The organism is Nostoc sp. C110, assembly GCF_043099725.1.
Lineage (GTDB): Bacteria > Cyanobacteriota > Cyanobacteriia > Cyanobacteriales > Nostocaceae > Nostoc > Nostoc muscorum_A.
On record NZ_CP171148.1, the window covers coordinates 385,681 to 409,629 of the forward strand.

Here is a 23,949-nt window from a genome sequence, read left to right on the forward strand (position 1 = left end):
CCAATACTTCGACTTCGCTCAGTACAAGTGCCCAATGCCCAATTCGCTAACTTTTAACAGCTATGACCAATTCCAAGCCACGCGACGTACAAGTTCTACCAATTGCTACAAATACTAAGGCGATCAAAGCACGTAGTTGGTCACGTCTGCGGTTTGAAATTGAATATGCACTTGAAAGAGGTACTACCTCCAATTGCTATTTAATTGAAGCTGATAAAACCGCACTTATCGATCCACCGCCAGAAAGCTTTACCGAAATTTATTTAGAGGCATTGCGGCAGACTTTAGATTTACAAAGTTTGGATTATATAATCCTGGGTCATTTTAGTCCCAATCGAGTTGCAACCCTCAAAGCAATTTTAGAACTGGCACCACAGGTAACTTTTGTCTGTTCTCTTCCCGGTGCGAACAATTTGCGTGCTGCTTTCCTAGAGCAAGATTTGAAAGTCTTGGTGATGCGCGGGAAAGAAACTCTGGATTTAGGCAAAGGTCATGTTTTGAAATTCTTGCCCACTCCTAGCCCACGTTGGCCGGAAGGACTTTGTACCTACGATCAGCAAACCCAAATTCTCTACACAGATAAGTTATTTGCAACTCATCTCTGTGGTGATGAAGTATTTGATGATAACTGGGAAGCGCTCAAAGAAGACCAGCGTTACTACTTTAACTGCTTGATGGCTCCCCAAACTCCTCATGTGCAAGCAGCTTTGGAGAAAATATCAGATTTGCAGGTGAGAATGTATGCTGTGGGTCATGGGCCTTTAGTACGCACCAGCTTAATCGAACTTACCAAAGCTTATGGAGAATGGAGCCGTTCTCATAATGATCGCGAGATTTCCGTTGCCCTACTTTACGCTTCAGCTTACGGGAATACGGCGACTTTAGCACAAGCGATCGCTCTGGGATTAACTAAAGGTGGAGTTGCAGTCAAATCGATTAACTGCGAATTTGCTACCCCTGATGAAATTCGCATCAACCTCGCACAGTCAGAAGGTTTTATCATCGGTTCTCCTACTATCGGTGGTCATGCGCCGACTCCCATTCATACTGCTTTAGGGATTGTGATCTCAAGCGGTGACAACAGCAAACTCGCTGGTGTCTTTGGTTCTTATGGCTGGAGTGGCGAAGCCTTTGACTTGATAGAAGGTAAACTCCGGGATTCTGGATACCGCTTTGGCTTTGACACATTGAAGGTCAAGTTTAAACCTGATGATGTCACACTCAAATTCTGTGAAGAACTAGGTACAGACTTTGCCCAAACACTGAAAAAAGCTAAAAAAGTACGTGTACCCCAACAAGCCGCTACCCCAGTGGAACAAGCTGTAGGTCGCATTGTTGGTTCCGTATGCGTGATCACAGCTAAACTTGGAGAAGTGTCTACCGCAATGTTAGGCGCTTGGGTTTCTCAAGCCACCTTCAATCCACCTGGAATAAGTGTTGCGATCGCCAAAGACCGAGCGATCGAATCTTTGATGTATCCAGGCGGTAAGTTTGCCTTAAATATTTTACCTGAAGGCAATCATCAAGACTACATGAAGCATTTCCGTAAATCTTTCGCGCCTGGAGAAGATCGATTTGCTAACTTTAGTACAGCAGTTGCAGATAATGGTTGTACTGTCCTCACCGACGCTTTAGCATATTTGGAATGCTCAGTCAATCAACGTCTGGAATGTGGCGATCACTGGGTTGTATATGCAACTGTGGACGAGGGTAAATTACTCAAACCTGATGCTGTTACTGCCATCAACCATCGCAAAACTGGCACTCATTACTAATTATAGGTAATCTCCTAAGTTGAAGATTACCCTGCAATGCAACTGTAGCAGGATTTTTGCTACTTACTCTGTCTGCTACGGATACAATCAACCGCGCTAGATGTCTGCACATCTGAATAAATCCACCTACACATGAGAGTGATAGGTGGATTTATTTTTGTTCTAGGAACAATACGTTTAGAAATAACAGCAACGGCAGAACTTAATACTTCTCGGTTAAGGGGAAAAGGGGAAAGGTAAAGGGAAAGAAAAAACCCTTAACCCTTACCCTTTAACCTTTTCCCCAAACCCAATTCCGAGTTAAAAATGCAAAACCCGAGCAGTATTGTGGCAGAACTGACGTATCTACATAATAAATTCATCTTTTCTTTAGCATAAATTTACACTTGTATAGTCAATAATTTAGCCTATGCAAAATCTGATTAAGTAAAGGTTATGAAACTCTTAAAATCTGATATTATCTGGTAATTGTAATGTTTCATGACTAAAAGCCTAAAAATTTATTACATTCAGGCAGCAAAAAGAAGGAGATCCTAATTGATTAGGAAAATAGACACACAAGGTTTTCAGCTTAAGCCGCTTGGGACGTATTTAGTTGAAGCTGAACTAATTAATCCAGATGAATTAGACATAGCACTCAAGACACAAGAGTTGAGTGGTGAGCAGTTGGGAAAAATTCTGGCAATGCATGGTTTTGTTAAGCAGCAAACCATTGAGTACTTCATGTCAAAAGTTGTATTGCCAGAGCGACGCAAGATCCTCAAAAACCAGTCTTATTCAGACAATGCTAAGAGTGACAGGATATCTGTAGTTGAGCCAAGAAGTTCTATAAAACCAGAAGATGCGATCGCAGCGTTGCAATCACCGCATAAATTGAAAGTATATCTTTCTGCCAACAAAACCCTCAAATTCCTGCTTGGCGTGGTACTTTGCTTGGCTATTATTAGTCTTTTGGCTAATTACAATGTCTACTATCTACCTGACTTCCCTGGGAGAGATATCTTTAACATTCTATTCGATCTCAACAGCGAGGATAATATTCCTGCAATTTACTCTGGAGGAGCTTTACTATTTTGTTCTATTCTGCTGGAGATCATTTTCCAAGCTCAGAGGTTAGCTAAGAATAAAGATGTCTGGGCATGGAGAGGATTGTCAATAGTTTTTGCTGGTTTATTCTTAGATGAATTGATCGGTCTTCATGAAAGACTAACTGCACCACTGCGAGGTGCATTTAATACTAGTGGTTTTCTTTACTACGCTTGGGTGATTGCGGGTGCTATCTTCGTACTCCTCTTTTTGCTAGTATTTGGGCGATTTGTCGCTACTCTTCCTGGCAAGACACGACGCTTATTTTTCATTGCTGGAACAATCTACGTAGCGGGTGCAATTGTGAGTGAATTGGTAGGTGGATACTATGAATATTACTACACCCCCTTTAACATGGTTTATGTCTTCATAACAACTATAGAAGAAGTCCTAGAGATGTTGGGCATAGTTATCTTTATTTATGCGCTGTTGTCGTACATAAGTTGCAATATTAAAGGTATAGATATAGGAATCCACATTATTGATTCTAGAAAACAAGACCAGCTGACTTAAAGTTGTTTGAAAAGTATGATTGCTAACTTCTAAGTGTCGGAAACTTAACCCCCTAGTCCTATTCCCTACAAGGAAATGGGGGTTTTAAAGCCTCTTTAACTTTTGAGGAGAGGTTTGGAAGATATATTTTGCAACTTTTAAAATATCCTCTAACTACCCGAAATCTACTACTCACTCAGAATAGTAACAATCTGGAAATCACTTTTGAAGGGATGGCTGATGAAAAATTTATCCTACAAAACTTTGCTCTAGAAAAACTAGATAACCTATCAGCAGTGGGTAATATTCTGTTTAATGGGACAACTACAATTAGTGACAGCTTTGATATCCTGAAGGCCAACTCCACCCAAAGCAACATCTTCAACAAAAACACAGTCACCTTTCTGAATGACCTGAAAAATAATAGACTTGTCGGGTAATAACAAAAAAATGGCTGTAAAGATTACCAGGTAAAGGTTACAGCTATTCCTGTACGAAATACTATAAACGCTTACTATATAAGGCTTTCAGAAATTTATCGTCCTAATTTTCCGACAACTCTAATATCAATGGTTTTGACAACTCAACTGATGTCATCAATGGTCAGGGGTGAGTGCAATTTCAGTATTAAAGCGGAAATAATATAAATTCACTTGCTGAAATTCCGCAATTGCCACCAAGACAATTGCAAAAACGCAGTGTAGCCTTTAACTAGAAAAACACTATCAGGCAATTGCTAGACAAAATGCCGACTATGGTCGCTAAACTTTTATAATATTTGTTGTTCTTATGACTCCAAAACACACCAAAATTCAATTTCCCCTTTGGCAGTATCTGAACCAGCCTTTATTTAGTCACGATACTAAATTAGTATTGAATCCCCAACGCTTTGCATTGATCTGGCGGCTTCGACTTCTAGAACGCTGTTGGGCTAAAGAATGTGATGCCAAAGGACCCCAACAGCATTAGCTACCTGAAAAGCTTCAAACTAAGCCTCGTCTAAAGAACGAGGCTTTTTGCCGTCAAGTAAAGCACTGACAGTCATATCTCCCATAACATTAATCGCGGTGCGGCAGCGATCTAAAAACCAATCTATGGTAACTAGCAAAGCAATGTACTGGGTAGGTAAGCCTACAGAAGTGAACACTAGTGTCATCGTTACCAGTCCAGCATTGGGAATATTCGCCGCACCTACAGATGCAAAAATCGAGGTCAGGATGACAATTAACTGCTGTCCTAGAGTCAGATGTTGCCCAATTAGTTGGGAAATATACAACGCAGACATTGCTTCATAAAGGGCAGTGCCATCATTATTGAAATTTGCCCCTACTAATGCCCCCAAAGCAGCAGAAGATTCTCTTAAACCAACTTTTGTTTGCAAAACCTCAAAAGTTACGGGCATTGCCGCCGCAGAGGAAGAAGTTGAGAAAGCTGTCAAAAAAGCATCAGAACCGCCAGCTAGGAATTTTAGCGGGGGTACCCAAGAACCAAATTTTACTCTAGTGAGGTAATAGCACGCCTGCAATGCCAGCGCTAACAGCACCGCCAGAATAAATGCACCCAAAGATTTAAACGGTGTAAATCCTTGCATAGCAACTGTTTTAGCAACAATCCCAAAGACGGCGAAAGGCACTAAAGCAATTACCCAGTTGAGGACACCGACTACCGCCTCAAACAAAATCCCGATGACATCCTCTATCGGCTGGTATCCTTTTTTTCCTTGGACAATTTGTTCAGATTTTAAGCCCCGCAGGACGATGCCAAAACTTAAGGCAATAACAATTAGTTGAATGACATTATTATCAACTAATGGCTTCAGGACAGCTTCGGGTACAGCATCTTTGAGTATTCCCCAAGGATCGAGACTCTGAGTAGGTATTTCTGTAGTTGTTGAGGTAGCTACATTGCCCCAAGTTCCCGGACGCAGCACATTCGCTACCAAAAGTCCCACTAAAATAGCTACGGTAGTGTTAGTCAAAAGTAGCACTGCCAGCCGCCGTCCGGCTGTACCGGGGATATCGGTAGTCATTAAGGTATGCAGCACTGCTACCAGAATCAGGGGCGTAGCTAGAGCGCGGAGAGCCTTTAGCACCAACTCAGCCGGAATTGCTAAGTTGTTGATTAAAGTGGCATTGCTGGGATTGGGATTTCCTGCACCAAGGGCAATTCCAACGCTGACTGCGGCTACTAGGGCGATGAGAATTTGCAATGTGAGAGGGATACGCTGCCACCAAGGGCTAGCTTTGGTTTCAGGCGAAGTAGTACTCTCTGTTTCACTCATTAGTTAGATGCTGGTTAACTGCTGTAACTATTAAAACAACACTGATGACAGTGACAATTTCGGAAAAAGAACAGCTTTAATTTTAGGTAAAAACTGCTAATGTAATATTCCGTTGCTTTGCAAAATCCGGCTTGAAAGGGTATACCACAAGGTAGACCCCTAAAGATATTTTGGCTTGTGGTTGGAGATGCTTATGTCCTTTGTGCCTTTACATATTCACAGTGACTACAGTCTACTAGATGGGGCCAGTCAGCTACCAGAGTTGGTGGATCAAGCGATCAAACTGGGGATGAAAGCGATCGCCCTTACCGATCATGGTGTCATGTATGGAGCCGTTGAACTAATCAAAATCTGCCGTAGTCAAAATATTAAGCCGATTATCGGCAATGAAATGTATGTAATTAATGGCGATATCGAAAAACAAGAACGTCGCCCAAAATATCATCAAGTCGTTTTAGCTAAAAATACCAAAGGTTACAAAAATTTAGTCAAATTAACTACAATTTCGCATCTTCAAGGTGTTCAAGGCAAAGGAATTTTTTCACGTCCTTGTATTAATAAAGATTTACTAAAACAATACCATGAGGGTCTGATTGTCACCAGTGCTTGCTTAGGTGGAGAAGTTCCTCAAGCGATTCTCAGTAATCGACCAGATGCAGCCCGGAAAGTTGCCCAATGGTATAAAGATGTATTTGGTGATGATTATTATCTAGAAATTCAAGACCACGGCTCCCAAGAAGACCGAATTGTGAATGTTGAAATAGTTAAAATTGCTAGAGAACTAGGCATTAAAATTATTGCTACTAATGATTCACATTTTATTTCTTGTTTTGACGTTGAAGCCCACGACGCTTTGCTATGTATTCAAACTGGCAAATTAATTATTGAAGATAAGCGGATGCGTTATAGCGGCACAGAGTATCTCAAATCTGGTGAGGAGATGCGGCAGCTATTTCGTGACCATTTGCCGGATGATGTGATTGCTGAAGCTGTAGCCACTACTGAAGAAGTCGCTGATAAAGTCGAGCCTTACCATATCATGGGTGAGCCTCAGATTCCTACACCCCCCATTCCCTCTGGTCATACTGCTGACACTTACGCCGAAGATGTTGCATGGAATGGACTTTTAGAACGATTAAATCGCAAATCTCGCCAGGAAGTCGATTCCGTCTATAAAGAAAGATTGGAATACGAACTGAAAATGATTCAGCAGATGGGTTTTTCCAAATACTTTTTAGTTGTATGGGACTATATTAAATTTGCTAGAGATAATAACATTCCTGTCGGGCCAGGTCGGGGTTCGGCGGCTGGTTCATTAGTTGCTTATGCAATGCGAATTACTAATATTGACCCTGTGCATCATGGGCTACTATTTGAGCGTTTTTTGAACCCCGAACGGAAATCAATGCCTGATATTGATACAGATTTCTGTATTGAACAACGGGATAAAGTTATTGAATATGTCACTGAGAAATACGGTGCAGATAGAGTTGCTCAAATCATTACTTTTAACCGTCTAACCTCTAAAGCAGTTTTGAAAGATGTCGCCAGAGTATTGAATATTCCCTACGGGGAAGCTGACAAAATGGCGAAATTAATTCCTGTAGTGCGGGGAAAACCAACAAAACTCAAGGTGATGGTTTCCGATAAAACTCCAGAACCAGAGTTTAAAGAAAGATATGATAAAGAACCCCATGTTCGCCATTGGCTTGATATGGCGATGCGAATTGAAGGAACTAACAAAACCTTTGGTGTTCATGCAGCTGGGGTGGTAATTTCAGACGAACCACTTGATGAAATTGTCCCGCTACAGAAGAATAATGATGGTTCCGTGATTACCCAGTATTTCATGGAGGACCTGGAATCAATGGGTTTGTTGAAAATGGATTTCCTGGGTTTACGGAACCTGACCCTGATTCAAAAGACCGTTGATTTGATTCAAGAAACGAGAGGATATCGGGTCGATCCTGATGAAATTCCTCGCCAGGAAAGAAAAGCCCAGAAGATATTAGCTAAAGGTGAACATAGCAGCTTACCTAAAGATGTACAAAAAACTTATGAATTATTAGAAGCAGGTGAGTTAGAAGGGATATTTCAATTAGAATCTTCTGGGATGCGTCAGATAGTGCGAGATTTGAAGCCTTCTAATATAGAAGATATTTCTTCGATTTTGGCACTTTATCGACCGGGACCATTAGATGCGGGGCTGATTCCTAAGTTTATTAATCGCAAACATGGTCGAGAAAATATTGATTATCAACACACTGTTTTAGAACCAATATTAGACGAAACTTATGGAATTATGGTCTATCAAGAGCAAATCATGAAAATTGCTCAGGATATGGCTGGATATTCTTTAGGACAAGCTGACTTGCTGCGTCGGGCGATGGGTAAAAAGAAAGTTTCTGAGATGCAAAAGCAGCGAGAAAAATTCGTAGATGGCGCAGCGAAAAATGGTGTTCCGAAAAAAGTTGCTGATGAATTATTTGAGCAAATGTTGAAGTTTGCTGAATATTGTTTAAGCTATGAAACGGAAATATTGACAGTAGAATATGGATTTCTGCCGATTGGTAAAATTGTAGAAAAACGTATTGAATGTACTGTGTATAGCGTTGATAATAATGGGAATATTTACACGCAACCCATAGCACAGTGGCACGATCGCGGACAACAACAGGTGTTTGAGTATTGCTTGGAAGATGGTTCAATAATTCGGGCAACAAAAGACCATAAATTTATGACTGTTGATGGTCAAATGTTGCCAATTGATGAAATATTTGAGCGAGAATTGGATTTGATGCGGGTAGATAGTTTGCCGAATTAAGAAAAGATGCAGTCAGAGTTCAGCATTCTCCGCTTGCCATCCGAATGAGAGCTAGAGGACTTTTATAAGTTGATAGTGAGCTTAAATCGCCATGTATAGACCAACCGCTTTTCAAGAAGATAATGTTGATAAATTGATCGCCTTTATGAGAGCCAATAGTTTCGCTACGTTGGTATCGATTATAGACGGTGTACCTTATGCTTCACACGTTCCTCTCGTCATTTCAATGCAAGGGGATACTGTTAAATTAATCGGTCATCTGGCAAAGCAAAATCCTCAATCGCAAGCCCCTGGTACTGAGTTACTTGCTATCTTCACCGGAGCGCACGCTTACATTTCTCCTACCTTATATGAAAAGCATGAGAGCGTACCAACGTGGAACTATATTGCGGTTCACGCGTATGGTATTCCCAAAGTCATTATGCTCAATGACTCCCCAGAATCAATGAACCAAATGATAAACGAGATGATAGACACCTACGAAGCTGACTACAAATCCCATTGGCACGGTTTATCTGACGGATTTCGTGAAGGTCTGATGAATGGCATTGTAGGTTTTGAAATAACTGTTACACGCTTGGAAGGTAAGTATAAACTTAGTCAAAACCGAAGCCAAGTTGAGCAGCACAATGTGTCAAGTACACTGCTACAAAGTTCAGATACGGCTGCTCGTGCCGTCGGTGCCGAGATGAAACAAAACCTTGAATCCAATGAGTATTAGACATCTCCGAAAAAGAATATCAAAGTCTTCTGGCTGAAAATGTGCCACTAATCAGGGGGTTGCTGCTTCATTAGCGGCGATCTTTATAGAGAAAGGGTGATGCTATGCTTGCTATAAAAAGGGTTGAGGATACAGTACGATGAAAACTCGCAGCTTTGCAGTCCTCATTTATAAAGAGGACGATATGTATATAGCTGAGTGTCCCGAAGTTGGTACGGTTGATCAGGGAGAGACAATCGAACAGGCAATTGCTAGCTTGAGAGAGGCAACGCAGCTTTACTTAGAGGAATTTCCTCTACCTGAAACATCTCCAAGGTATATGACCAGCATTGAGATCACCTATGCCTAAGTTGCCACGAATCTCAAGTAGAGAGGCAATTCGGGCATTGGAGCGTTTGGGTTTTGAACAAATTCGATAAACCGGTAGTCACGTTGTGATGAAGAAGCAAACGCCGGAAGGCACAACTGGCTGTGTTGTACCCGTGCATCAAGAATTGAAGCTAGGGACATTGAGTGGCATTCTTAAGCAAGCGCAAGTTACACCGGAAGAGTTCATAGAAAATTTGTGAGCGATCGCTTTGAAAAATAATTCAACAAAATTTTAGCGCTGGAAACACACCTTTGCCGCATATTATGCGTATAGGCTAGAAGCATTAGGCTACATTTAGTGACATGATCAAAGGAGGTCATGTTTTTATGTTGTCCTATGAAGATATTGGTGCTGAATGCCGGATCGAGTACCCAAAAAAGTTGTCTGTATGAGATTACAGATGAGGCTTTCTCCACCCAAGCATCTCAACCCCTTTGGGAAGGGAAAATCAACTGGACTCAATATCGCGGTGTGGCAGAAATTGAGGTGAAAACTGCTACAGGTGCAACACTGCAAGAAACTATCTCTGATGATTCCCCACAGGCACACCTCACCTATATGCTTCATACTCTGATTGATGGCGCTACCAAAGTAATAGATCGGTTGTCAGATATCGATGTGGTGGGGCATCGGATAGTACATGGTGGACAGGATTATCGAGATAGTGTGGTAATTACGGAGGATGTCAAAAAGGCGATCGCTAGCTTATCTAACCTCGCTCCAGCACATAATCCAGTAGCTTTGGAAGGTATAGAAGCAATTGAAGAAATCTTAAAAGATGTTACACAAGTAGCAGTCTTTGATACTGGATTTCATGCCACTCTCCCAGATGCAGCCGCAATCTATCCCGGCCCTTATGAGTGGGTAGAGCAAGGTATTCGTCGCTATGGGTTTCATGGTATCAGTCACCAATACTGTTCTCAACGTGCTGCCCAAATCCTTGGTCAAGATGTTCCACCTGAGCGGTTAATTACCTGTCATCTGGGTAATGGTTGCTCTTTGGCGGCGATAAAAAACGGCCGCAGTATTGATACCACAATGGGATTCACGCCCTTAGAAGGATTGATGATGGGTAGTCGTTCTGGTTCAGTTGATCCGGGAATTTTGATTTATCTGTTGCGGTACTGCGATTATTCCGTCGAAAAGTTGGATGAGATATTAAATAAAGCTTCTGGGTTAAAGGGAATTTCGGGTGTATCTAGCGATATGCGTGAGGTGAGAGAAGCGATGTCTACGACGGGCTACGCCAACGCTCAAGGTAATTCCCGCGCTCAATTGGCATGGGATATCTACGTGCATCGTCTGCGTTCTGGTATCGGTGCAATGCTTACCAGTTTGGGTGGATTAGATGCTTTGGTGTTTACAGCAGGTGTGGGTGAACACTCTGCGGAAATTCGCCAAGCCGCCTGTGAAGCCTTCGGTTTTTTGGGATTGAAACTTGATCTTCAGAAAAATCAACAGCAGCCTGTGGATGAGGATATTGCTACAACTGACTCAACAGTACGGGTATTAGTTATTCATACTCAAGAAGATTGGGCGATCGCTCAACATTGTTGGCAAATATTGAAAAACTAAAAATTATCAAAAAGCCAACTCCTTGTAAGAGTTGGCTAAACTAGCTTAGTTTAAGAGTTTCCTCTTAAGAATTTGTAGAGGAGTTTTGCATTATGCTTAATCTACGTTCGATAAGCTAATCGGCATTTAAGCTGCATAATATAAATGCAGAGCCGATTGAAAAAAGTATGCCACCACCAGCCAAAAACTTTTTAATTTTAGAACAAGTTACTCAGCTACAGCAGGCTCTTAAGGAGAGCGAACTACCGCACGTAAGGGAAAGAATTTTAATTATTCTGCTCCAAAACGATGGCAAAACACAACAAGAAATTTCTAGATTTCTAGGTTGTTCGCCCAGAACTGTTGCTTATTGGTGTATGCATGGAGATCCAGATAACCTAGAAAGTTTACATAATAAACGAGAGTATGAGCATAACCGAAAAGCCACGCCTGAATATATTGAACTGTTATTAAAAACAGTTGATAGAGAACCATCAGATTTGGGTTATGAATTTTGTCGATGGACAGCAGAAAGATTAGCAACATATTTAACAGAACAAACAGGAATTGATTTAAGTAGTTCTCAAGTTAGGAGGATATTAAAGCGAAAAAAGTATAGTTATATTTGGGCTAAGTATGATTTAGAATCTAAACAAGATCCTCTAATTAGAGCAGAATTCCAAGAGAAGCTTGCCCAATATTTGACAATAGCAAGAGAGCAACCAGAGCGGATGCAGGTATGGTTTTGGGATGAGAGCGGTTTCAGTTTACGTGTGATTCGCCGTAAAAATTGGGGTAAGCGAGGAAAACGCAAAAATCTTACAGGGCAACGTCGGCGTGGTCGGGTCAATGTTATGGGAGGAATCCGAGAAGGAGATCGGAAACGAGTATGTTTTTTTATTAAAAAAGGTGAGGGAGATATCTTTTATGAGCAATTACAGCAACTAAATAAATTAATTAATTAAAGAAGAGTGGATAAGCTCTGGATTCAGCAACGATGATTTTCAGAAGATTGGCCCCAAGATTATTTTAATTTTAGATAATGCTAGTTTCCATAAACGTAAGGACATTCTCGTTAAAATCGCCCAGGAACTCCCTAATTTCGTATTAGAGTTTTTGCCTGCATATAGTCCTGATTACAACATCATCGAATTAGTCTGGTATTCATGTAAGGAATACATTGCTCATCGTCTATTTCAATCAGTAGATGAGTTAAAGTCTTTACTCGATAGGCTATTGAACCAGGGTGAGCTAGTCATTAAGTGGCATCGAAATATAAAAAACAAGGGCAATAGTGCCTATATTGCAATTTAAATGCCGATTAGCTTAGTAACCGACGTAGGATCAGTTTTCCAGCTCTTGGTCTTATAAAATTTAAAATATACTCTGAAATTTTTGGGGCAATAAGTGACAAGAATGACAAAAATAATGCATTAACATCCCTAAAACTATGAATAGCGCTAACAACAAAGATAGGGATAATACAAATCAGCGTCCATGCCAACCAATTTATAAATTGAGAGTTCATGGAAGTACGTCTTTGAAGCTGATTTATAAGTACATAGCGAGTAGTAGCAAATAGTATAGTGAAGCCTATCAAAGCAAATATTGATAGTATTGCATTTGCTGTATATAAACTGGAGACGACCAAACCAGCAGGAAACAGCGAAGCTATCTCCCAAACTAGTAGATTTAGTTTAGTGCGAAAGCAACTTAGTATTTGTTCAGTTAGCCAATAATGAGCAGAGATAATTGTTGGACAGTTGGAATTTTGCATAAAATCCAACTTGATTTTGTGGAATATATCACCATGAAGAAGGACAGTGCTTTGCAAAATGATATCTTTCTCTTTATAAGCATCTGAAACTGATTCAGGCTGCTCATAGTAAGAATTAAAGGTGAGTCCAGACTGTAAACTTGCTTTCCCCGGTGCGGTTTTACTCAGAAAAGATTTTATAATATTGACTATAACAGTAACGTAAAAAAAATTACTAACTTCTTTTTCTGTAACTTCTTTTTTATTTCCAAACACAACATTATTGCCGAAACAGGCGTAATACCAAAGAGGAATTATCAGTTTTGGCGGAATGTATAGAGAAACACCAGTTTTTTGTGCTTGCTGAATCTGTTCTACAACTGTCTCATTTAGGTAAAAACTACACTGCGATCGCTCAACCTTAAGTTCAAAGCGATCGCCTTGAGGAACTTGTAGAAATAGAGAGAGTACAACATCAGCTTTGTTGTCTGTTTTTGTTATGTTGGCGTTCATTATCGAGATAAATTTGCGATACCCTGTACCAAACTAATCAAAAAACTAAATGTTCCACGCCACTGCTTTTCTCCAGAAATAACTCCTTGATTATGTGTATTAATGATGAGATTTTTAGCGTCTTCAGATAGAGTAAACAGTTCTTTATGGTAACGAGTAATAATATCTCCATCTAACTGCATGACAGTTTGAGCAAAAATAATATCAGTTTTGGTACTTTTCACATTACCACCATCAAGTGCAGCTTTAAGTTCATACATTTTACGTAAGGTACGAACAAATTTATCATTATTTAAAAGTCTTTGAATCTCTTTAAAAGTTTCAATCCAATCTTCTTGATTGTTTCCATCTTTGTCATCAAGAACGGGAGTTGGAGCAGGTAGTATTGGTTGAGCTAGCTTCACATTTTCCTGATCGGCTTCGACTAGGTTTGGTTGATGCTTCTTCGCATATTCAAGCCTCTGGCGATATCGTTTTACCCGCTCATCCTGTGGATTATAAAAATCTGAACCTTCTTCAAGAAGAAGGTAAAAATATTCTCTTTCAATTTGGTTAAATAGACTTATATAACGCTTATGAAGTTCTTGAGCTTGAGAACCTTCTTCTGGAATACCTTTTGCCTCAAAGTAGTCTGGATCGTGTATAGAATAAATTTCTTGATATGCCTCCCAAGCATTAAACTTTGAAGCATTAATTCTATCTACAACCATCGTATTTACTTCTAAGGCTGTGATGTCAGAAACTAATGTCTGTACAGAAGATACTAAATTGTTTAATAAGTCTCTAGCTTGGTTTTGAATATCTTGAGGTTGAGCAATATTTTGGTTTCGAGTCTTAATACCATTTTGGTCTTTAGTTTGAATCTTATTAGACATAGTTTCACCCTCTCACAGTTCTGGCTGTAGCATTGTATGAATAGCTAGATACAAGCAAATAAACCTAACGATTTGGCTAGGTTTCGGTAGCTACTTTAGCTTAAATGGGTAATTAACAAAAAATACTTAAAGTTCTGATTTTTTGTGATTTTTTACGATTTCCATAAAAAATCCATACAATTTTTCGACACTTTCTATGTTCTTGTGAATGATCTCCCGACCATCTCTAATTTGAGTCAAATGAAATTCGCGAATTTCTTTATAGGGCCCACTATCAGTAAATTGACTACCAATCTCATTGTGGATATCACCAGTAACAAGATTAATTCGGGTATATATTCGATTACCTGGTTTGGCTTCTTCTATCTCATTTTGTGGCTGATCGGATGACTCTGCTACCCAAGTAGTAATTTTTAAATCAATGGTTTCAACTATTACTGTTTTGATGGCATCAATAATTTCATTAACATCCAGTCCTTTTTTATCGGCATTAAGATTAGTAACTATTGTTTTAAAATCACTATTTTTTGCCTGAATGGATAGACCATTATTTTCCAAGTTGTTCGTAACTACAGTATCTAGCATAAGATTAAGCACACAACAGGTCTAATTGCGAACAAAATTTTATTCTAAATGATGTTCTAAATATTACTACTGTTACTTAACAAAACTCAGTAATATCAAATGAACTTAATAATTTAAGAATTTGTTGCTTAAGAGAAGTAAAGCTAGAATTTGTAACAGCTAATTTCATCTCAAAAAAGAAAATACTTTATTTGGATTTTGCAAAACGCACCCTCGCATTATGTATAATATAATACTTTTAACTGGCTTGCGGTTCTACCTGTTTTCACTATCTCTTGAGGTAAAGATAGACTGTGATAGTAGCTGCTTAATGGATACTCTTGTGTGACTATATAGCTGAGTAATTTTATAAGAAGTATATTATATATAATGAGTTGCTTCTGCCTGATAAGACAAGAAAAATATGTTATTGCAGCGTAAAGCCATAGCTACACCTTTTATAATTTGTGTGTCTATTTTAGGAATTGGCTTGATTCAATTCCCTCAATTGCAAACACTTATAGATAGTAAACAATCTGCCTCTTTAGAGACTCTGGAAAAAGAAATAAATTCAGAACATCTCCGTTTGAATTTTCTCAAAAAAATGCCTAATTTTGGTTATGATAATTTAATTGCAGATTTGGTATATCTCAATTTCTTACAGTACTTCGGAGATGATAAAGTTCGGGATAAAACAGGTTACAGTTTAAGTCCAGAATATTTTGAAGTAATTTTAGAACGTGACCCACGATTTTTAGCAGCATATCGGAGTCTTTCTATCAGTACTTCATTGTATGCTGCTATGCCAGAACGCACGATCGCACTCTCAGAGAAAGGCTTAAAATCACTATCCCCCTTTGTTCCCGAAAAGTCTTATTACGTATGGCGTTATAAAGGAGTTGATGAATTATTATTTTTAGGCAACGCTAAAGCAGCCGAACAGTCTTTTGCAACGGCGGCAAACTGGGCTAGTAACTTTTCAGATCCAGAAAGTCAGATGATTGCTCATACTTCTCAAAAAACTGCTGAATTTCTGAATCGAAATCCTAACAGCAAATATGCTCAAATTGCTACCTGGGCAATAGTTTTAAATAATCAAGTTGATGAGAGAACTCAAAAACGCGCAATTAGAGAGATTGAAGATTTGGGAGGAAAGGTAATTACAACTCCTGAAGGTACTAAAAAAATTATGTTTCCCCCCAAAGATTAAGCAAATTGGGCATTGGGCATTGAGTATTGAATAAATGACAAATAATATGTTTTGGTATGACGGTAAATTAATTCACTCTCAAACCCTAGAACTAAACATTAACGATCCAGGTTTACTTTATGGAGCAACTATTTTTACCACATTGCGGGTTTATGAGAACTCCCTGGATAGTAATTTAACTAATTGGCAAGCACACTGCGATCGCTTACTTTTCTCAATCCAAACTTTTGGTTGGCAGCAACCAGACTGGAAACGTCTACTTCGAGGCGCTCAAATTCTCCTTGCACACTTCCCCATTCTCAGAATTACCCTTTTTCCCGATGGACGAGAATGGATAACAGGTAGATTTTTACCACAAGATTTGACAGAAAAACAAAATAATGGTGTACTATGCACTGTTGCCAGCCCTGAATTTTATCGTTCTCTCCCCTCTCATAAAACTGGAAATTATTTGAGTGCTTGGTTGGCAAAAACTAGCTCAGATGCTCAAGAAGCAATATTAGTCGATACTCAAGGAAATTGGCTAGAAACCAGTACAGGCAACCTTTGGGGATGGTGCGATCGCAGTTGGTATACGCCACCAATAAAGGCAGGAATTTTGCCCGGAATTGGGCGATCGCAACTTGTAAACTGGTTGCAAAAGCACCAACAGCCAGTGCGAGAAGAAACTTGGAGTGCCGAGTTAGTCCAGAGATTTGAAGCGATCGCCTACACTAATAGTGTGGTAGAAATTATTCCCATTCATACCGTTAATCAGCCTTCAGGGTCGCTACAATGTAATCCCCACCATCATAGTTTTCAGCTAATAAGGGAGCTTTTTTTAGCATGACAACCACGCCAAATTTGTTATATCTTAAGATAAGTTAACATAATTCTTAATAATCACCTTTCCGAGCAGAGAAGCTAGGCGATTGCGCGAAAAATACCGGAGGATAGACCTTAGTGAATAAAAGATGGAGAAATGCAGGGCTCTACGCGCTGCTGTTTATTGTCGTAATTGCGCTGGGAACGGCATTTTTTGACAAACAACCCCAAAGCAGAGAGACATGGCGATACAGTCGCTTTATTCAAGAAGTTCAGCAAGGCAGAGTAGAAAAAGTCAGTTTGAGTGCAGATCGCTCCACAGCACTGGTTACACCCAAATATGACCCAGCTAAACGGATTGTTACCTTAGTCAACGATCCAGACCTAATCAATACTCTGACTTCTAAAGGCGTTGATATTTCTGTATTGCCCCAAACCGACGAAGGATTTTGGTTTAAGGCACTGAGCAGCTTATTTTTCCCTGTATTGCTTTTGGTTGGCTTATTCTTCTTACTACGTCGCGCTCAAAGTGGCCCAGGCAGCCAAGCGATGAACTTTGGCAAATCCAAAGCCAGAGTGCAAATGGAACCACAAACTCAGGTGACATTTGGCGATGTAGCTGGTATTGACCAAGCCAAGCTGGAATTAAACGAAGTTGTAGACTTTCTGAAAAACGCCGATCGCTTTACCGCCGTTGGTGCAAAAATTCCTAAAGGTGTACTATTAGTTGGCCCTCCTGGTACAGGTAAAACCCTCCTAGCTCGTGCCGTAGCTGGTGAAGCTGGTGTACCTTTCTTCTCAATCTCCGGTTCTGAATTTGTGGAAATGTTCGTCGGTGTGGGTGCATCCCGCGTCCGCGATTTATTTGAACAAGCTAAGACCAATGCTCCTTGTATCGTCTTCATCGATGAAATTGACGCAGTAGGTCGTCAACGGGGTGCCGGCTTAGGTGGTGGTAACGATGAGCGGGAACAAACCCTCAACCAGTTGCTCACCGAAATGGACGGCTTTGAAGGTAATACTGGCATCATCATCATTGCCGCTACCAACCGTCCTGATGTTCTAGATGCAGCCCTGTTGCGTCCTGGTCGCTTTGACCGTCAAGTTGTGGTAGACCGTCCCGACTACGCCGGACGCAGCGAAATCCTCAAGGTACATGCCCGTGGCAAAACCTTGGCGAAAGATGTGGATTTGGATAAAATCGCCCGTCGTACCCCTGGATTTACTGGTGCAGATTTATCAAACCTGTTGAATGAAGCCGCAATTTTGGCAGCACGTCGGAATTTGACTGAAATTTCAATGGATGAAATCAACGACGCGATCGATCGCGTATTAGCTGGGCCAGAGAAGAAAGACCGGGTAATGAGCGAAAAGCGCAAAACCTTGGTGGCATATCACGAAGCTGGTCACGCCTTAGTTGGTGCTTTAATGCCCGACTATGACCCAGTACAGAAAATTAGCATCATCCCTCGTGGTCGCGCAGGTGGTTTAACTTGGTTTACCCCTAGCGAAGACCGGATGGATACTGGTTTATACAGCCGCGCTTATCTAGAAAATCAGATGGCTGTGGCTTTGGGTGGTCGAATTGCTGAAGAATTAATCTTTGGTGAAGAAGAAGTTACCACTGGTGCTTCTAATGACTTGCAGCAAGTAGCGCGGGTTGCGCGTCAGATGATTACCCGATTTGGGATGAGCGATCGCTTAGGCCCAGTCGCCCTTGGTCGTCAGCAAGGTAATATGTTCCTGGGACGGGATATCATGTCAGAGCGTGATTTCTCTGAAGAAACTGCCGCCGCTATTGATGAAGAAGTCCGCAAACTTGTGGATGTAGCCTATACACGCGCTAAAGAAGTGTTAGTAGGCAACCGCCACATTTTAGATCAAATCGCCCAAATGTTGGTTGAGAAAGAAACGGTAGATGCCGAAGAGTTACAAGAAATTCTATCGAATAACGATGTAACAACTGCTGCTTTTGCCTAATTTAATTAGTAGTTGGGAGTTAAGAACAATTCCTAACTCCTAAGTGTTAATAAAAGCCCGGTCATGAAGACCGGGCTTTTAATATGGGGTTATATACCCCGAAGGTTTCGTTATAGAGTTTCAGTATAAATCGCTTGTCTGATAGAGACTACCACCTGAGCATAATCAATTCCGGAAAATTAGAAAATTTTTTTAGATACACCCAAATCAAAAAAGCTATAACTCTTACCTCAAAAGGAAAAAGATCCAATCTAGCAACAATTTGAGAAGTCTGGATAGTGAAAAATTCCCGAACCCATCATAAGTACAATCCACGAGCTTGCTTACCCAACTCTGACGATACCCTAACTTTCCGAATCTTGAGAGTACTAGCGTTAAGAGTGACTCGATACTCAACCAGCCGCCGATCTTAAACTCTGGATGCCGGTTTCAAAAATAGCCACGCCACAAAGAATGTAGCCGCAGTGAATAGTTGCGTCAAGTCTAAAGCTGATAGATAGCCATCCGCAAATGAGGCAATACTGCGATCGGTAATCCCAAATACCCAGGATGAGAGTCCAAACAGCCAAATCCCGTTCTTGAGATTTCCGACGAATTGCTTAGAGTCTGATGGTTTCTGGTCTTTCATGAGCTTCTATCCCGTTGTTGAGAAATTTGATGATTAATCCGAAATACCTGCCACTAAGAATTTTTTCTGACTCCTACCGTTGAATTTACACTGCCTATTTATAATATTAATAAATATTTCTCTTGCTTGACTTAAATACCTAAAAGTACATCTTCTAATGATGACATTCCTTCTTTGGTTCTGCTACCTCTGATAGACAGCTATGAATTGAGTAAGGGCGCACAGCTTGCTGTGCGCCCCTACAAATGGACAAATAATTTTGGATAATTTATTTTTTGGAAGTCCCTAAACTAAATTTCCGGGTCAACCAAGCGGGTAGTGGGACGACTCTGGTACAAATCTTGAACGACTTGGACAGCAGAAACTACTGCTACAAGGGCAATGACTGCAACAGGTAACAAACCTTTGCCAAAGATAGCGATCGCTAGCAGCACAACTGCACCCCCTAGTCGGTACTGGGAACGAATTTTGCAATAGCGGATCACTCCAAATCGGTGAAGAATACTCACAGCTAGAGAGCATAATGCTACTGAACCACAGATGAGCCATCGCTGGGAATCGGGTAGCGCTAAAGTTGCCTTACTCAATAAAATTTGTTCTACACCAACTCCAGCAGCAGCAATCCCAATCACTAGCGGTAAATGGGTGTATAACCAGAGATTGACAACACCGACCTTTCCTTCTGTCCGCGCCGTCTCAATAGGTTTACCACCCAAATTATCAAAATAGACCCACCACCAGCTAAAAGCGATAATCAGACCAAACACGCCAGAAATCACAGTTAAAATATCCCATTTCTGCTCAGAAACACCATTGACCACTGCAATGATTGCTTCACCCAAGACAATAATGGTAAATAGCCCGAAACGTTCTGGTAAGTGGGAGGCATGGGGAAGTAACCCTATTTGAAACTTGTATCCTGTTAAAGGTGTAGCAAAGTCAATAATGATTCCTAATGCCCAAAATCCGAACCGCCAAGGAATGGGTACAAATGCTGATATCAACCAAAGCAAGGCTGCGATCGCAAAACCAATAGCGTAGCGAGTAGTCAAAGGACGTGCGGAGGGGATATGTCTTCCAGCACGGACATACTCTATTACAAGCACAGCCCGGCCGAGAGCATAAGAAATGGCAAAACCAGGGGAACTCTCACCCAAACCGTGGTGGATATTAATAGCCATTGCTGCTGCTGTGAGCATTTGTATACCAATCAGCAGTCGATGTCCTACATCATCGCTATCAAAACGGTTGGCGTAGAATGTGGTACCAATCCATGACCACCAAACCGGTATAAATAGAACTACAAACCCAAATAATCCTGATAGAGAAACATCCTCGTTGAGATTGTGGGCGAGTTGAGAAACTGCAACTACAAAAACCAAATCATAAAAAAGTTCTAGCCAAGTGGCGCGTCGTTCTTCTTCAGTGTCTTCACCAATGCGTAATCTTGGCGGTTGGAGAAAATTTGCCATAGTGCTAATTGCGAATCGCTAATTGTTTTTTAGCATTAGCCGTCATCTATTAGCGAGCGTCTAGACGTTTTTGCTCCCTGTATCTAACAATTCCCAATAGAAATATTAGTCTATTGAATTTCATCGCTTTATCGACAACCTGTAGTATTTGCAGTGTAGTAATAACGATCGCAGACTTTAGAAGCCGAGTGAAGTCTGGTTCCACAAATTCAAAAGCAACCATACCAACATAAACAATCATATTGGTAGCTTAGATTCTAAATTTTAAAGCGGGCGATGGGACTCGAACCCACGACGTTCACCATGGGAAGATGACATTCTACCACTGAATTACGCCCGCGAATTGCTGCCATAAACTCAAGACCGAGATAAATTATACCACTATTTACAGATGTTTTCAATTGGCTAAAACATATACTGTTTTGGCAACTGCTGATCTATAAGTCCTATGGCTGTTTAGATTAAAAATCTTTTTAGCTTCTTTAGCTAAAGAACAATATCCTCACCTCGCTCAGTGAAGCGAACCTCTTTAATATTCCATTGACTATTGCTCGTTAAGGTTTTGCGGAGACTGCCAAATAAAGCAAACTGTTCACAGCTAGAAAGAGAAGCTATTTGCCGCTTTGACTCCGGAGATATTCGGAGATCAACTGTAGCAACGCCATTTTTGATGTTGACGCGATATCCAGACAAGCTAAAGTCGCTTGTATCTCGTTTTTCTAAAATCTTACTTACTACGTTTGTAACTGGTTCTTCGGCTGGTACTGAAACCTTTTCAGGAATGAATTCTTGACACTGGGTATCACTTGTGTATAGCGTGACATTGGTAGTTTTGCTAGTGACAGCTTTAGGAATTGATGAGGAAGGTGTATTTTCTTTAGGAGATTCTTGATTAGGAGATTTTTCTCTCAACTGAGCTACGCTAGGAATTTGGCTAGAAGTCTGAGAAGATACGGTATTCGTTGGTGTTGTTGTAGGGTATGGCGTTGGGCTGTCAATTTTACGAGCGGTGGGGTTAGAACTACAACTGCTGAGACTGACAACCATTGTCACAAAAATCAGTGGTAAAAAATATCTTTTAGTTGTGTTCATAATTTTGCTCATAAGTGATGTTGTTGCTATCAATTTCAGTGTTGCTGGTGTTAATTCCGTATAAATTTATGAATCTTCAGCCAGTCTATAAAGTGTCAACCCAAAATCTGTTAAAGTCGAGGGTTACACTATACACCAAAATTACAACATCTGCTTTTCAATGAGCGATGTCTGACGATAAGCCCCTCCGCGTCTACGCTAATCCCAAAAAGCTTGATTAGAGAAGCAAGAGTGCAGCAAAGAAAGATATACAGAATTTTGTCTATTTATCTGAAAATAGCTGTAGGTTTGAGCAGATTACGCACACTCTGTTGTATATCTTCTTGTTTAACTAGAGATTCGCCAAGTATAACGGCATTTGTACCAGCTTCCGCTACAAGGGATAAATCAGCAGGTGTATACAAGCCAGACTCACTAACAACGATAATGCCCAAGCTTTGTAGTTGTGATCGCCTAGCTGCTAGTAGTTGTTCAGTTGTGTCAATATTGACGCTAAAATCTTCTAGACTTTGGTTGTTAATTCCTATTAGGCGTACATCATCAAGCTTTAGCACCCGATCTAGTTCTGCTAAAGTATGGACTTCTATCAAAGCATTCATTCCCAAATAGTGAATCACTCGCAAAAAGTTTTGAAGTTCCTTATCTGAGAGAATTGCTGCAATCAATAGCACCGCATCTGCGCCTGCTGCCCGTGCTAAATAAATTTGGCAGGGATCTAAAATGAATTCCTTGCACAGTAGAGGCAATTTTACCCGGTAGCGGATGGTGCGTAAATTTTCAAAGCTGCCATAAAAGAACTTCTGATCGGTGAAGACAGAGATACAAGTTGCGCCACCACGTTCATAAGCTTTAGCGATCGCTACTGAGTCCAAATCTGCTTTAATAATTCCATGAATTAGGGATGCTTTTTTCACCTCTGCAATGATAGAAGGTCGGTAATGACTCTGTTGCAAAGCAGAGATAAAATCTCGCACAGTCGGCGCAGCAGCTAACTGGCGTTGCAAAGAAGCCAAAGACATCTCTTGCTGGATTTGTGCAACTTCATGCTTTTTCTGCCATATAATCTCTTTCAGAGTAGGTTGCAAATAATTATTAGGGGTAGTAACTGGGTAAGTCATAATTGCTAAGGATGGCGTGACCAAAAAAGTATGAATTATAAAATTTCAGGCTATCTAACAGATATTCTTCTTAATTGGCCTTTGTGAAAATGCCTTTAACAAATATATATCTGTAAATAACCGGACATTTAAAGTTTTTAGTCTTCATCCTTGCCTCGTGGAACTTTGTGGTCAATTTCCTTGAAATAGCCTCAATTTCTGACATTCATTTAGAGTAATCGTTCTATCTTGATTATTTTCTTTTTCAAAGATGAAGCCAGGTCGATTTTAGACTTAATGCTTCTACAGCCTTAGTATCAGTTATATTTTCTTTTGAACTTTCAACTAAGTAGTTATTTTTGAGCAGTCGAATGTAGGTGCGGTAAGGTATATAGTCTATGGGATTGTACCCAGCAAAACGCAGAATTAAAACACATGCCCAGGAATATTTCCCAGCAATAATCGCTTTAAGAATTTGCTCAATTTGTTCATTATTGATTTTTTTAACCGTTTCTGTTTGATAATCACTGATATTTTGAGTCATAAAATACGCTCTTGCATGTAAATAAAAACTGTTTTGTATTTGGCAATATTTATCTTCTTTTTCCTTTCTCCAATCCAGCAAATCATCTAGCTTTGATGCCTGTACATCTATTACAAGAAATACCAGCCGGACTTATTCTAAAAATGATTAACTATTATAAATGTTTAATATTTGACTCCATGAATCACATCATTTGCTGTAATTTCTTCAAGAGCATTGTCCATATCTGAAATAACAAGATTACAAAATAATGCTTAAGTTAACTTAAATAAAGTTAATAACTATTACAACTTTATATTGAAAGTAGGGGC

The 23,949-nt window shown here is 40.3% G+C and carries 22 protein-coding genes, 1 tRNA gene and 1 pseudogene; 13 read left to right on the forward strand and 11 right to left on the reverse strand.

The window, feature by feature from the left end; all coding sequences use genetic code 11:
* Nucleotides 1–62: 62 nt before the first annotated feature.
* The 4 genes from ACFFRD_RS07475 to ACFFRD_RS07490 all read left to right on the forward strand — a co-directional run bounded on the left by ACFFRD_RS07475 (nucleotide 63) and on the right by ACFFRD_RS07490 (nucleotide 4,322).
* On the forward strand, nucleotides 63–1,775 hold the full coding sequence (locus ACFFRD_RS07475; protein WP_392480992.1) for a diflavin flavoprotein: 1,713 nt from the start codon (nucleotides 63–65) through the stop codon (nucleotides 1,773–1,775).
* A 537-nt stretch (nucleotides 1,776–2,312) separates the two neighbouring features.
* Nucleotides 2,313–3,374, forward strand: coding sequence for a hypothetical protein (locus tag ACFFRD_RS07480; RefSeq protein ID WP_392480993.1), 1,062 nt, complete (start codon nucleotides 2,313–2,315; stop codon nucleotides 3,372–3,374).
* Between the two features lie 128 nt (nucleotides 3,375–3,502).
* A complete protein-coding gene (locus ACFFRD_RS07485) occupies nucleotides 3,503–3,793 on the forward strand; it encodes a hypothetical protein (RefSeq protein ID WP_392480994.1) in 291 nt (96 codons plus the stop codon).
* Between the two features lie 349 nt (nucleotides 3,794–4,142).
* On the forward strand, nucleotides 4,143–4,322 hold the full coding sequence (locus ACFFRD_RS07490; protein ID WP_114086151.1) for a hypothetical protein: 180 nt from the start codon (nucleotides 4,143–4,145) through the stop codon (nucleotides 4,320–4,322).
* Between the two features lie 19 nt (nucleotides 4,323–4,341).
* Here ACFFRD_RS07490 and ACFFRD_RS07495 read toward each other — a convergent pair whose 3' ends face one another.
* Nucleotides 4,342–5,634 (reverse strand): dicarboxylate/amino acid:cation symporter, encoded by a 1,293-nt coding sequence (locus ACFFRD_RS07495; RefSeq protein WP_392480995.1) that lies wholly within the window; start codon nucleotides 5,632–5,634, stop codon nucleotides 4,342–4,344.
* A gap of 193 nt (nucleotides 5,635–5,827) precedes the next feature.
* On the opposite strand from ACFFRD_RS07495, the gene ACFFRD_RS07500 reads away from it, so the two are divergent.
* The 6 genes and pseudogenes from ACFFRD_RS07500 (at nucleotide 5,828) to ACFFRD_RS07525 (ending at nucleotide 12,417) form a co-directional block, all read left to right on the forward strand.
* Entirely contained in the window at nucleotides 5,828–8,458 is a 2,631-nt protein-coding gene (locus ACFFRD_RS07500; RefSeq protein ID WP_392480996.1) for a DNA polymerase III subunit alpha, read from the forward strand.
* Nucleotides 8,459–8,549: 91 nt separating this feature from the next.
* Entirely contained in the window at nucleotides 8,550–9,179 is a 630-nt protein-coding gene (locus tag ACFFRD_RS07505) for an FMN-binding negative transcriptional regulator (protein WP_114086154.1), read from the forward strand.
* A 139-nt stretch (nucleotides 9,180–9,318) separates the two neighbouring features.
* Nucleotides 9,319–9,528, forward strand: a complete 210-nt coding sequence (locus ACFFRD_RS07510; protein ID WP_094330857.1) for a type II toxin-antitoxin system HicB family antitoxin — start codon at nucleotides 9,319–9,321, stop codon at nucleotides 9,526–9,528.
* Nucleotides 9,529–9,616: 88 nt separating this feature from the next.
* Nucleotides 9,617–9,748, forward strand: a complete 132-nt coding sequence (locus ACFFRD_RS07515; protein WP_392480998.1) for a type II toxin-antitoxin system HicA family toxin — start codon at nucleotides 9,617–9,619, stop codon at nucleotides 9,746–9,748.
* Nucleotides 9,749–9,885: 137 nt separating this feature from the next.
* The gene (locus ACFFRD_RS07520; RefSeq protein ID WP_392483029.1) at nucleotides 9,886–11,124 is read left to right on the forward strand and encodes an acetate kinase; all 1,239 of its coding nucleotides are present in this window, start codon (nucleotides 9,886–9,888) and stop codon (nucleotides 11,122–11,124) included.
* A 167-nt stretch (nucleotides 11,125–11,291) separates the two neighbouring features.
* Nucleotides 11,292–12,417, forward strand: a pseudogene (locus ACFFRD_RS07525) (IS630 family transposase).
* 7 nt (nucleotides 12,418–12,424) lie between these two features.
* On the opposite strand, the gene ACFFRD_RS07530 reads toward ACFFRD_RS07525, so the two are convergent.
* The 3 genes from ACFFRD_RS07530 to ACFFRD_RS07540 form a co-directional block, all read right to left on the reverse strand.
* Nucleotides 12,425–13,372 carry a hypothetical protein gene (locus tag ACFFRD_RS07530; RefSeq protein WP_392480999.1) on the reverse strand — a complete coding sequence of 316 codons (948 nt, stop codon included), beginning with the start codon at nucleotides 13,370–13,372 and terminating at the stop codon, nucleotides 12,425–12,427.
* Nucleotides 13,372–14,247 carry a hypothetical protein gene (locus tag ACFFRD_RS07535; RefSeq protein WP_392481000.1) on the reverse strand — a complete coding sequence of 292 codons (876 nt, stop codon included), beginning with the start codon at nucleotides 14,245–14,247 and terminating at the stop codon, nucleotides 13,372–13,374. Before ACFFRD_RS07535 ends, ACFFRD_RS07530 begins: the two co-directional genes overlap by 1 nt.
* Before the next feature lie 126 nt (nucleotides 14,248–14,373).
* Nucleotides 14,374–14,832 carry a hypothetical protein gene (locus ACFFRD_RS07540; protein WP_392481001.1) on the reverse strand — a complete coding sequence of 153 codons (459 nt, stop codon included), beginning with the start codon at nucleotides 14,830–14,832 and terminating at the stop codon, nucleotides 14,374–14,376.
* A gap of 403 nt (nucleotides 14,833–15,235) precedes the next feature.
* On the opposite strand from ACFFRD_RS07540, the gene ACFFRD_RS07545 reads away from it, so the two are divergent.
* The 3 genes from ACFFRD_RS07545 to ftsH3 all read left to right on the forward strand — a co-directional run bounded on the left by ACFFRD_RS07545 (nucleotide 15,236) and on the right by ftsH3 (nucleotide 18,805).
* Nucleotides 15,236–16,021 carry a hypothetical protein gene (locus ACFFRD_RS07545; protein ID WP_392481002.1) on the forward strand — a complete coding sequence of 262 codons (786 nt, stop codon included), beginning with the start codon at nucleotides 15,236–15,238 and terminating at the stop codon, nucleotides 16,019–16,021.
* Nucleotides 16,022–16,055: 34 nt separating this feature from the next.
* On the forward strand, nucleotides 16,056–16,850 hold the full coding sequence (locus ACFFRD_RS07550) for an aminotransferase class IV (protein WP_392481003.1): 795 nt from the start codon (nucleotides 16,056–16,058) through the stop codon (nucleotides 16,848–16,850).
* A gap of 113 nt (nucleotides 16,851–16,963) precedes the next feature.
* Nucleotides 16,964–18,805: an ATP-dependent zinc metalloprotease FtsH3 gene (ftsH3, locus tag ACFFRD_RS07555; protein WP_012411183.1), complete on the forward strand. Its 1,842-nt coding sequence runs from the start codon at nucleotides 16,964–16,966 to the stop codon at nucleotides 18,803–18,805.
* 409 nt (nucleotides 18,806–19,214) lie between these two features.
* On the opposite strand, the gene ACFFRD_RS07560 is transcribed toward ftsH3, so the two are convergent.
* From ACFFRD_RS07560 to ACFFRD_RS07590, 7 genes are all read right to left on the reverse strand, one after another.
* Nucleotides 19,215–19,433 carry a hypothetical protein gene (locus ACFFRD_RS07560; RefSeq protein ID WP_012411184.1) on the reverse strand — a complete coding sequence of 73 codons (219 nt, stop codon included), beginning with the start codon at nucleotides 19,431–19,433 and terminating at the stop codon, nucleotides 19,215–19,217.
* A gap of 290 nt (nucleotides 19,434–19,723) precedes the next feature.
* Nucleotides 19,724–20,905, reverse strand: coding sequence for a low temperature requirement protein A (locus ACFFRD_RS07565; protein WP_392481004.1), 1,182 nt, complete (start codon nucleotides 20,903–20,905; stop codon nucleotides 19,724–19,726).
* Nucleotides 20,906–20,954: 49 nt separating this feature from the next.
* Nucleotides 20,955–21,146: a hypothetical protein gene (locus ACFFRD_RS07570; protein ID WP_392481006.1), complete on the reverse strand. Its 192-nt coding sequence runs from the start codon at nucleotides 21,144–21,146 to the stop codon at nucleotides 20,955–20,957.
* Between the two features lie 27 nt (nucleotides 21,147–21,173).
* Nucleotides 21,174–21,245 (reverse strand) — tRNA-Gly (locus tag ACFFRD_RS07575).
* A 146-nt stretch (nucleotides 21,246–21,391) separates the two neighbouring features.
* Nucleotides 21,392–22,009 carry a sporulation/spore germination protein gene (locus ACFFRD_RS07580; protein ID WP_392481008.1) on the reverse strand — a complete coding sequence of 206 codons (618 nt, stop codon included), beginning with the start codon at nucleotides 22,007–22,009 and terminating at the stop codon, nucleotides 21,392–21,394.
* Nucleotides 22,010–22,263: 254 nt separating this feature from the next.
* Nucleotides 22,264–23,115, reverse strand: coding sequence for an indole-3-glycerol phosphate synthase TrpC (gene trpC / locus ACFFRD_RS07585; protein WP_392481010.1), 852 nt, complete (start codon nucleotides 23,113–23,115; stop codon nucleotides 22,264–22,266).
* Nucleotides 23,116–23,359: 244 nt separating this feature from the next.
* Nucleotides 23,360–23,638 carry a HetP family heterocyst commitment protein gene (locus ACFFRD_RS07590; RefSeq protein ID WP_392481011.1) on the reverse strand — a complete coding sequence of 93 codons (279 nt, stop codon included), beginning with the start codon at nucleotides 23,636–23,638 and terminating at the stop codon, nucleotides 23,360–23,362.
* Nucleotides 23,639–23,949 lie beyond the last annotated feature (311 nt).

Coding starts and splice junctions, on each gene's coding strand:
- ACFFRD_RS07510 (WP_094330857.1), top strand. CDS start 9,319: ATGAAAACTCGCAGCTTTGCAGTCCTCATTTATAAAGAGGACGATATG.
- ACFFRD_RS07520 (WP_392483029.1), top strand. CDS start 9,886: ATGAAGATATTGGTGCTGAATGCCGGATCGAGTACCCAAAAAAGTTGT.
- ACFFRD_RS07495 (WP_392480995.1), bottom strand. CDS start 5,634: ATGAGTGAAACAGAGAGTACTACTTCGCCTGAAACCAAAGCTAGCCCT.
- ACFFRD_RS07550 (WP_392481003.1), top strand. CDS start 16,056: ATGACAAATAATATGTTTTGGTATGACGGTAAATTAATTCACTCTCAA.
- ACFFRD_RS07515 (WP_392480998.1), top strand. CDS start 9,617: ATGAAGAAGCAAACGCCGGAAGGCACAACTGGCTGTGTTGTACCCGTG.
- ACFFRD_RS07580 (WP_392481008.1), bottom strand. CDS start 22,009: ATGAGCAAAATTATGAACACAACTAAAAGATATTTTTTACCACTGATT.
- ACFFRD_RS07475 (WP_392480992.1), top strand. CDS start 63: ATGACCAATTCCAAGCCACGCGACGTACAAGTTCTACCAATTGCTACA.
- ACFFRD_RS07500 (WP_392480996.1), top strand. CDS start 5,828: ATGTCCTTTGTGCCTTTACATATTCACAGTGACTACAGTCTACTAGAT.
- ACFFRD_RS07545 (WP_392481002.1), top strand. CDS start 15,236: ATGTTATTGCAGCGTAAAGCCATAGCTACACCTTTTATAATTTGTGTG.
- ACFFRD_RS07505 (WP_114086154.1), top strand. CDS start 8,550: ATGTATAGACCAACCGCTTTTCAAGAAGATAATGTTGATAAATTGATC.
- ACFFRD_RS07540 (WP_392481001.1), bottom strand. CDS start 14,832: ATGCTAGATACTGTAGTTACGAACAACTTGGAAAATAATGGTCTATCC.
- ACFFRD_RS07560 (WP_012411184.1), bottom strand. CDS start 19,433: ATGAAAGACCAGAAACCATCAGACTCTAAGCAATTCGTCGGAAATCTC.
- trpC (WP_392481010.1), bottom strand. CDS start 23,115: ATGACTTACCCAGTTACTACCCCTAATAATTATTTGCAACCTACTCTG.
- ACFFRD_RS07570 (WP_392481006.1), bottom strand. CDS start 21,146: ATGATTGTTTATGTTGGTATGGTTGCTTTTGAATTTGTGGAACCAGAC.
- ACFFRD_RS07590 (WP_392481011.1), bottom strand. CDS start 23,638: ATGACTCAAAATATCAGTGATTATCAAACAGAAACGGTTAAAAAAATC.
- ACFFRD_RS07490 (WP_114086151.1), top strand. CDS start 4,143: ATGACTCCAAAACACACCAAAATTCAATTTCCCCTTTGGCAGTATCTG.
- ACFFRD_RS07535 (WP_392481000.1), bottom strand. CDS start 14,247: ATGTCTAATAAGATTCAAACTAAAGACCAAAATGGTATTAAGACTCGA.
- ACFFRD_RS07530 (WP_392480999.1), bottom strand. CDS start 13,372: ATGAACGCCAACATAACAAAAACAGACAACAAAGCTGATGTTGTACTC.
- ACFFRD_RS07565 (WP_392481004.1), bottom strand. CDS start 20,905: ATGGCAAATTTTCTCCAACCGCCAAGATTACGCATTGGTGAAGACACT.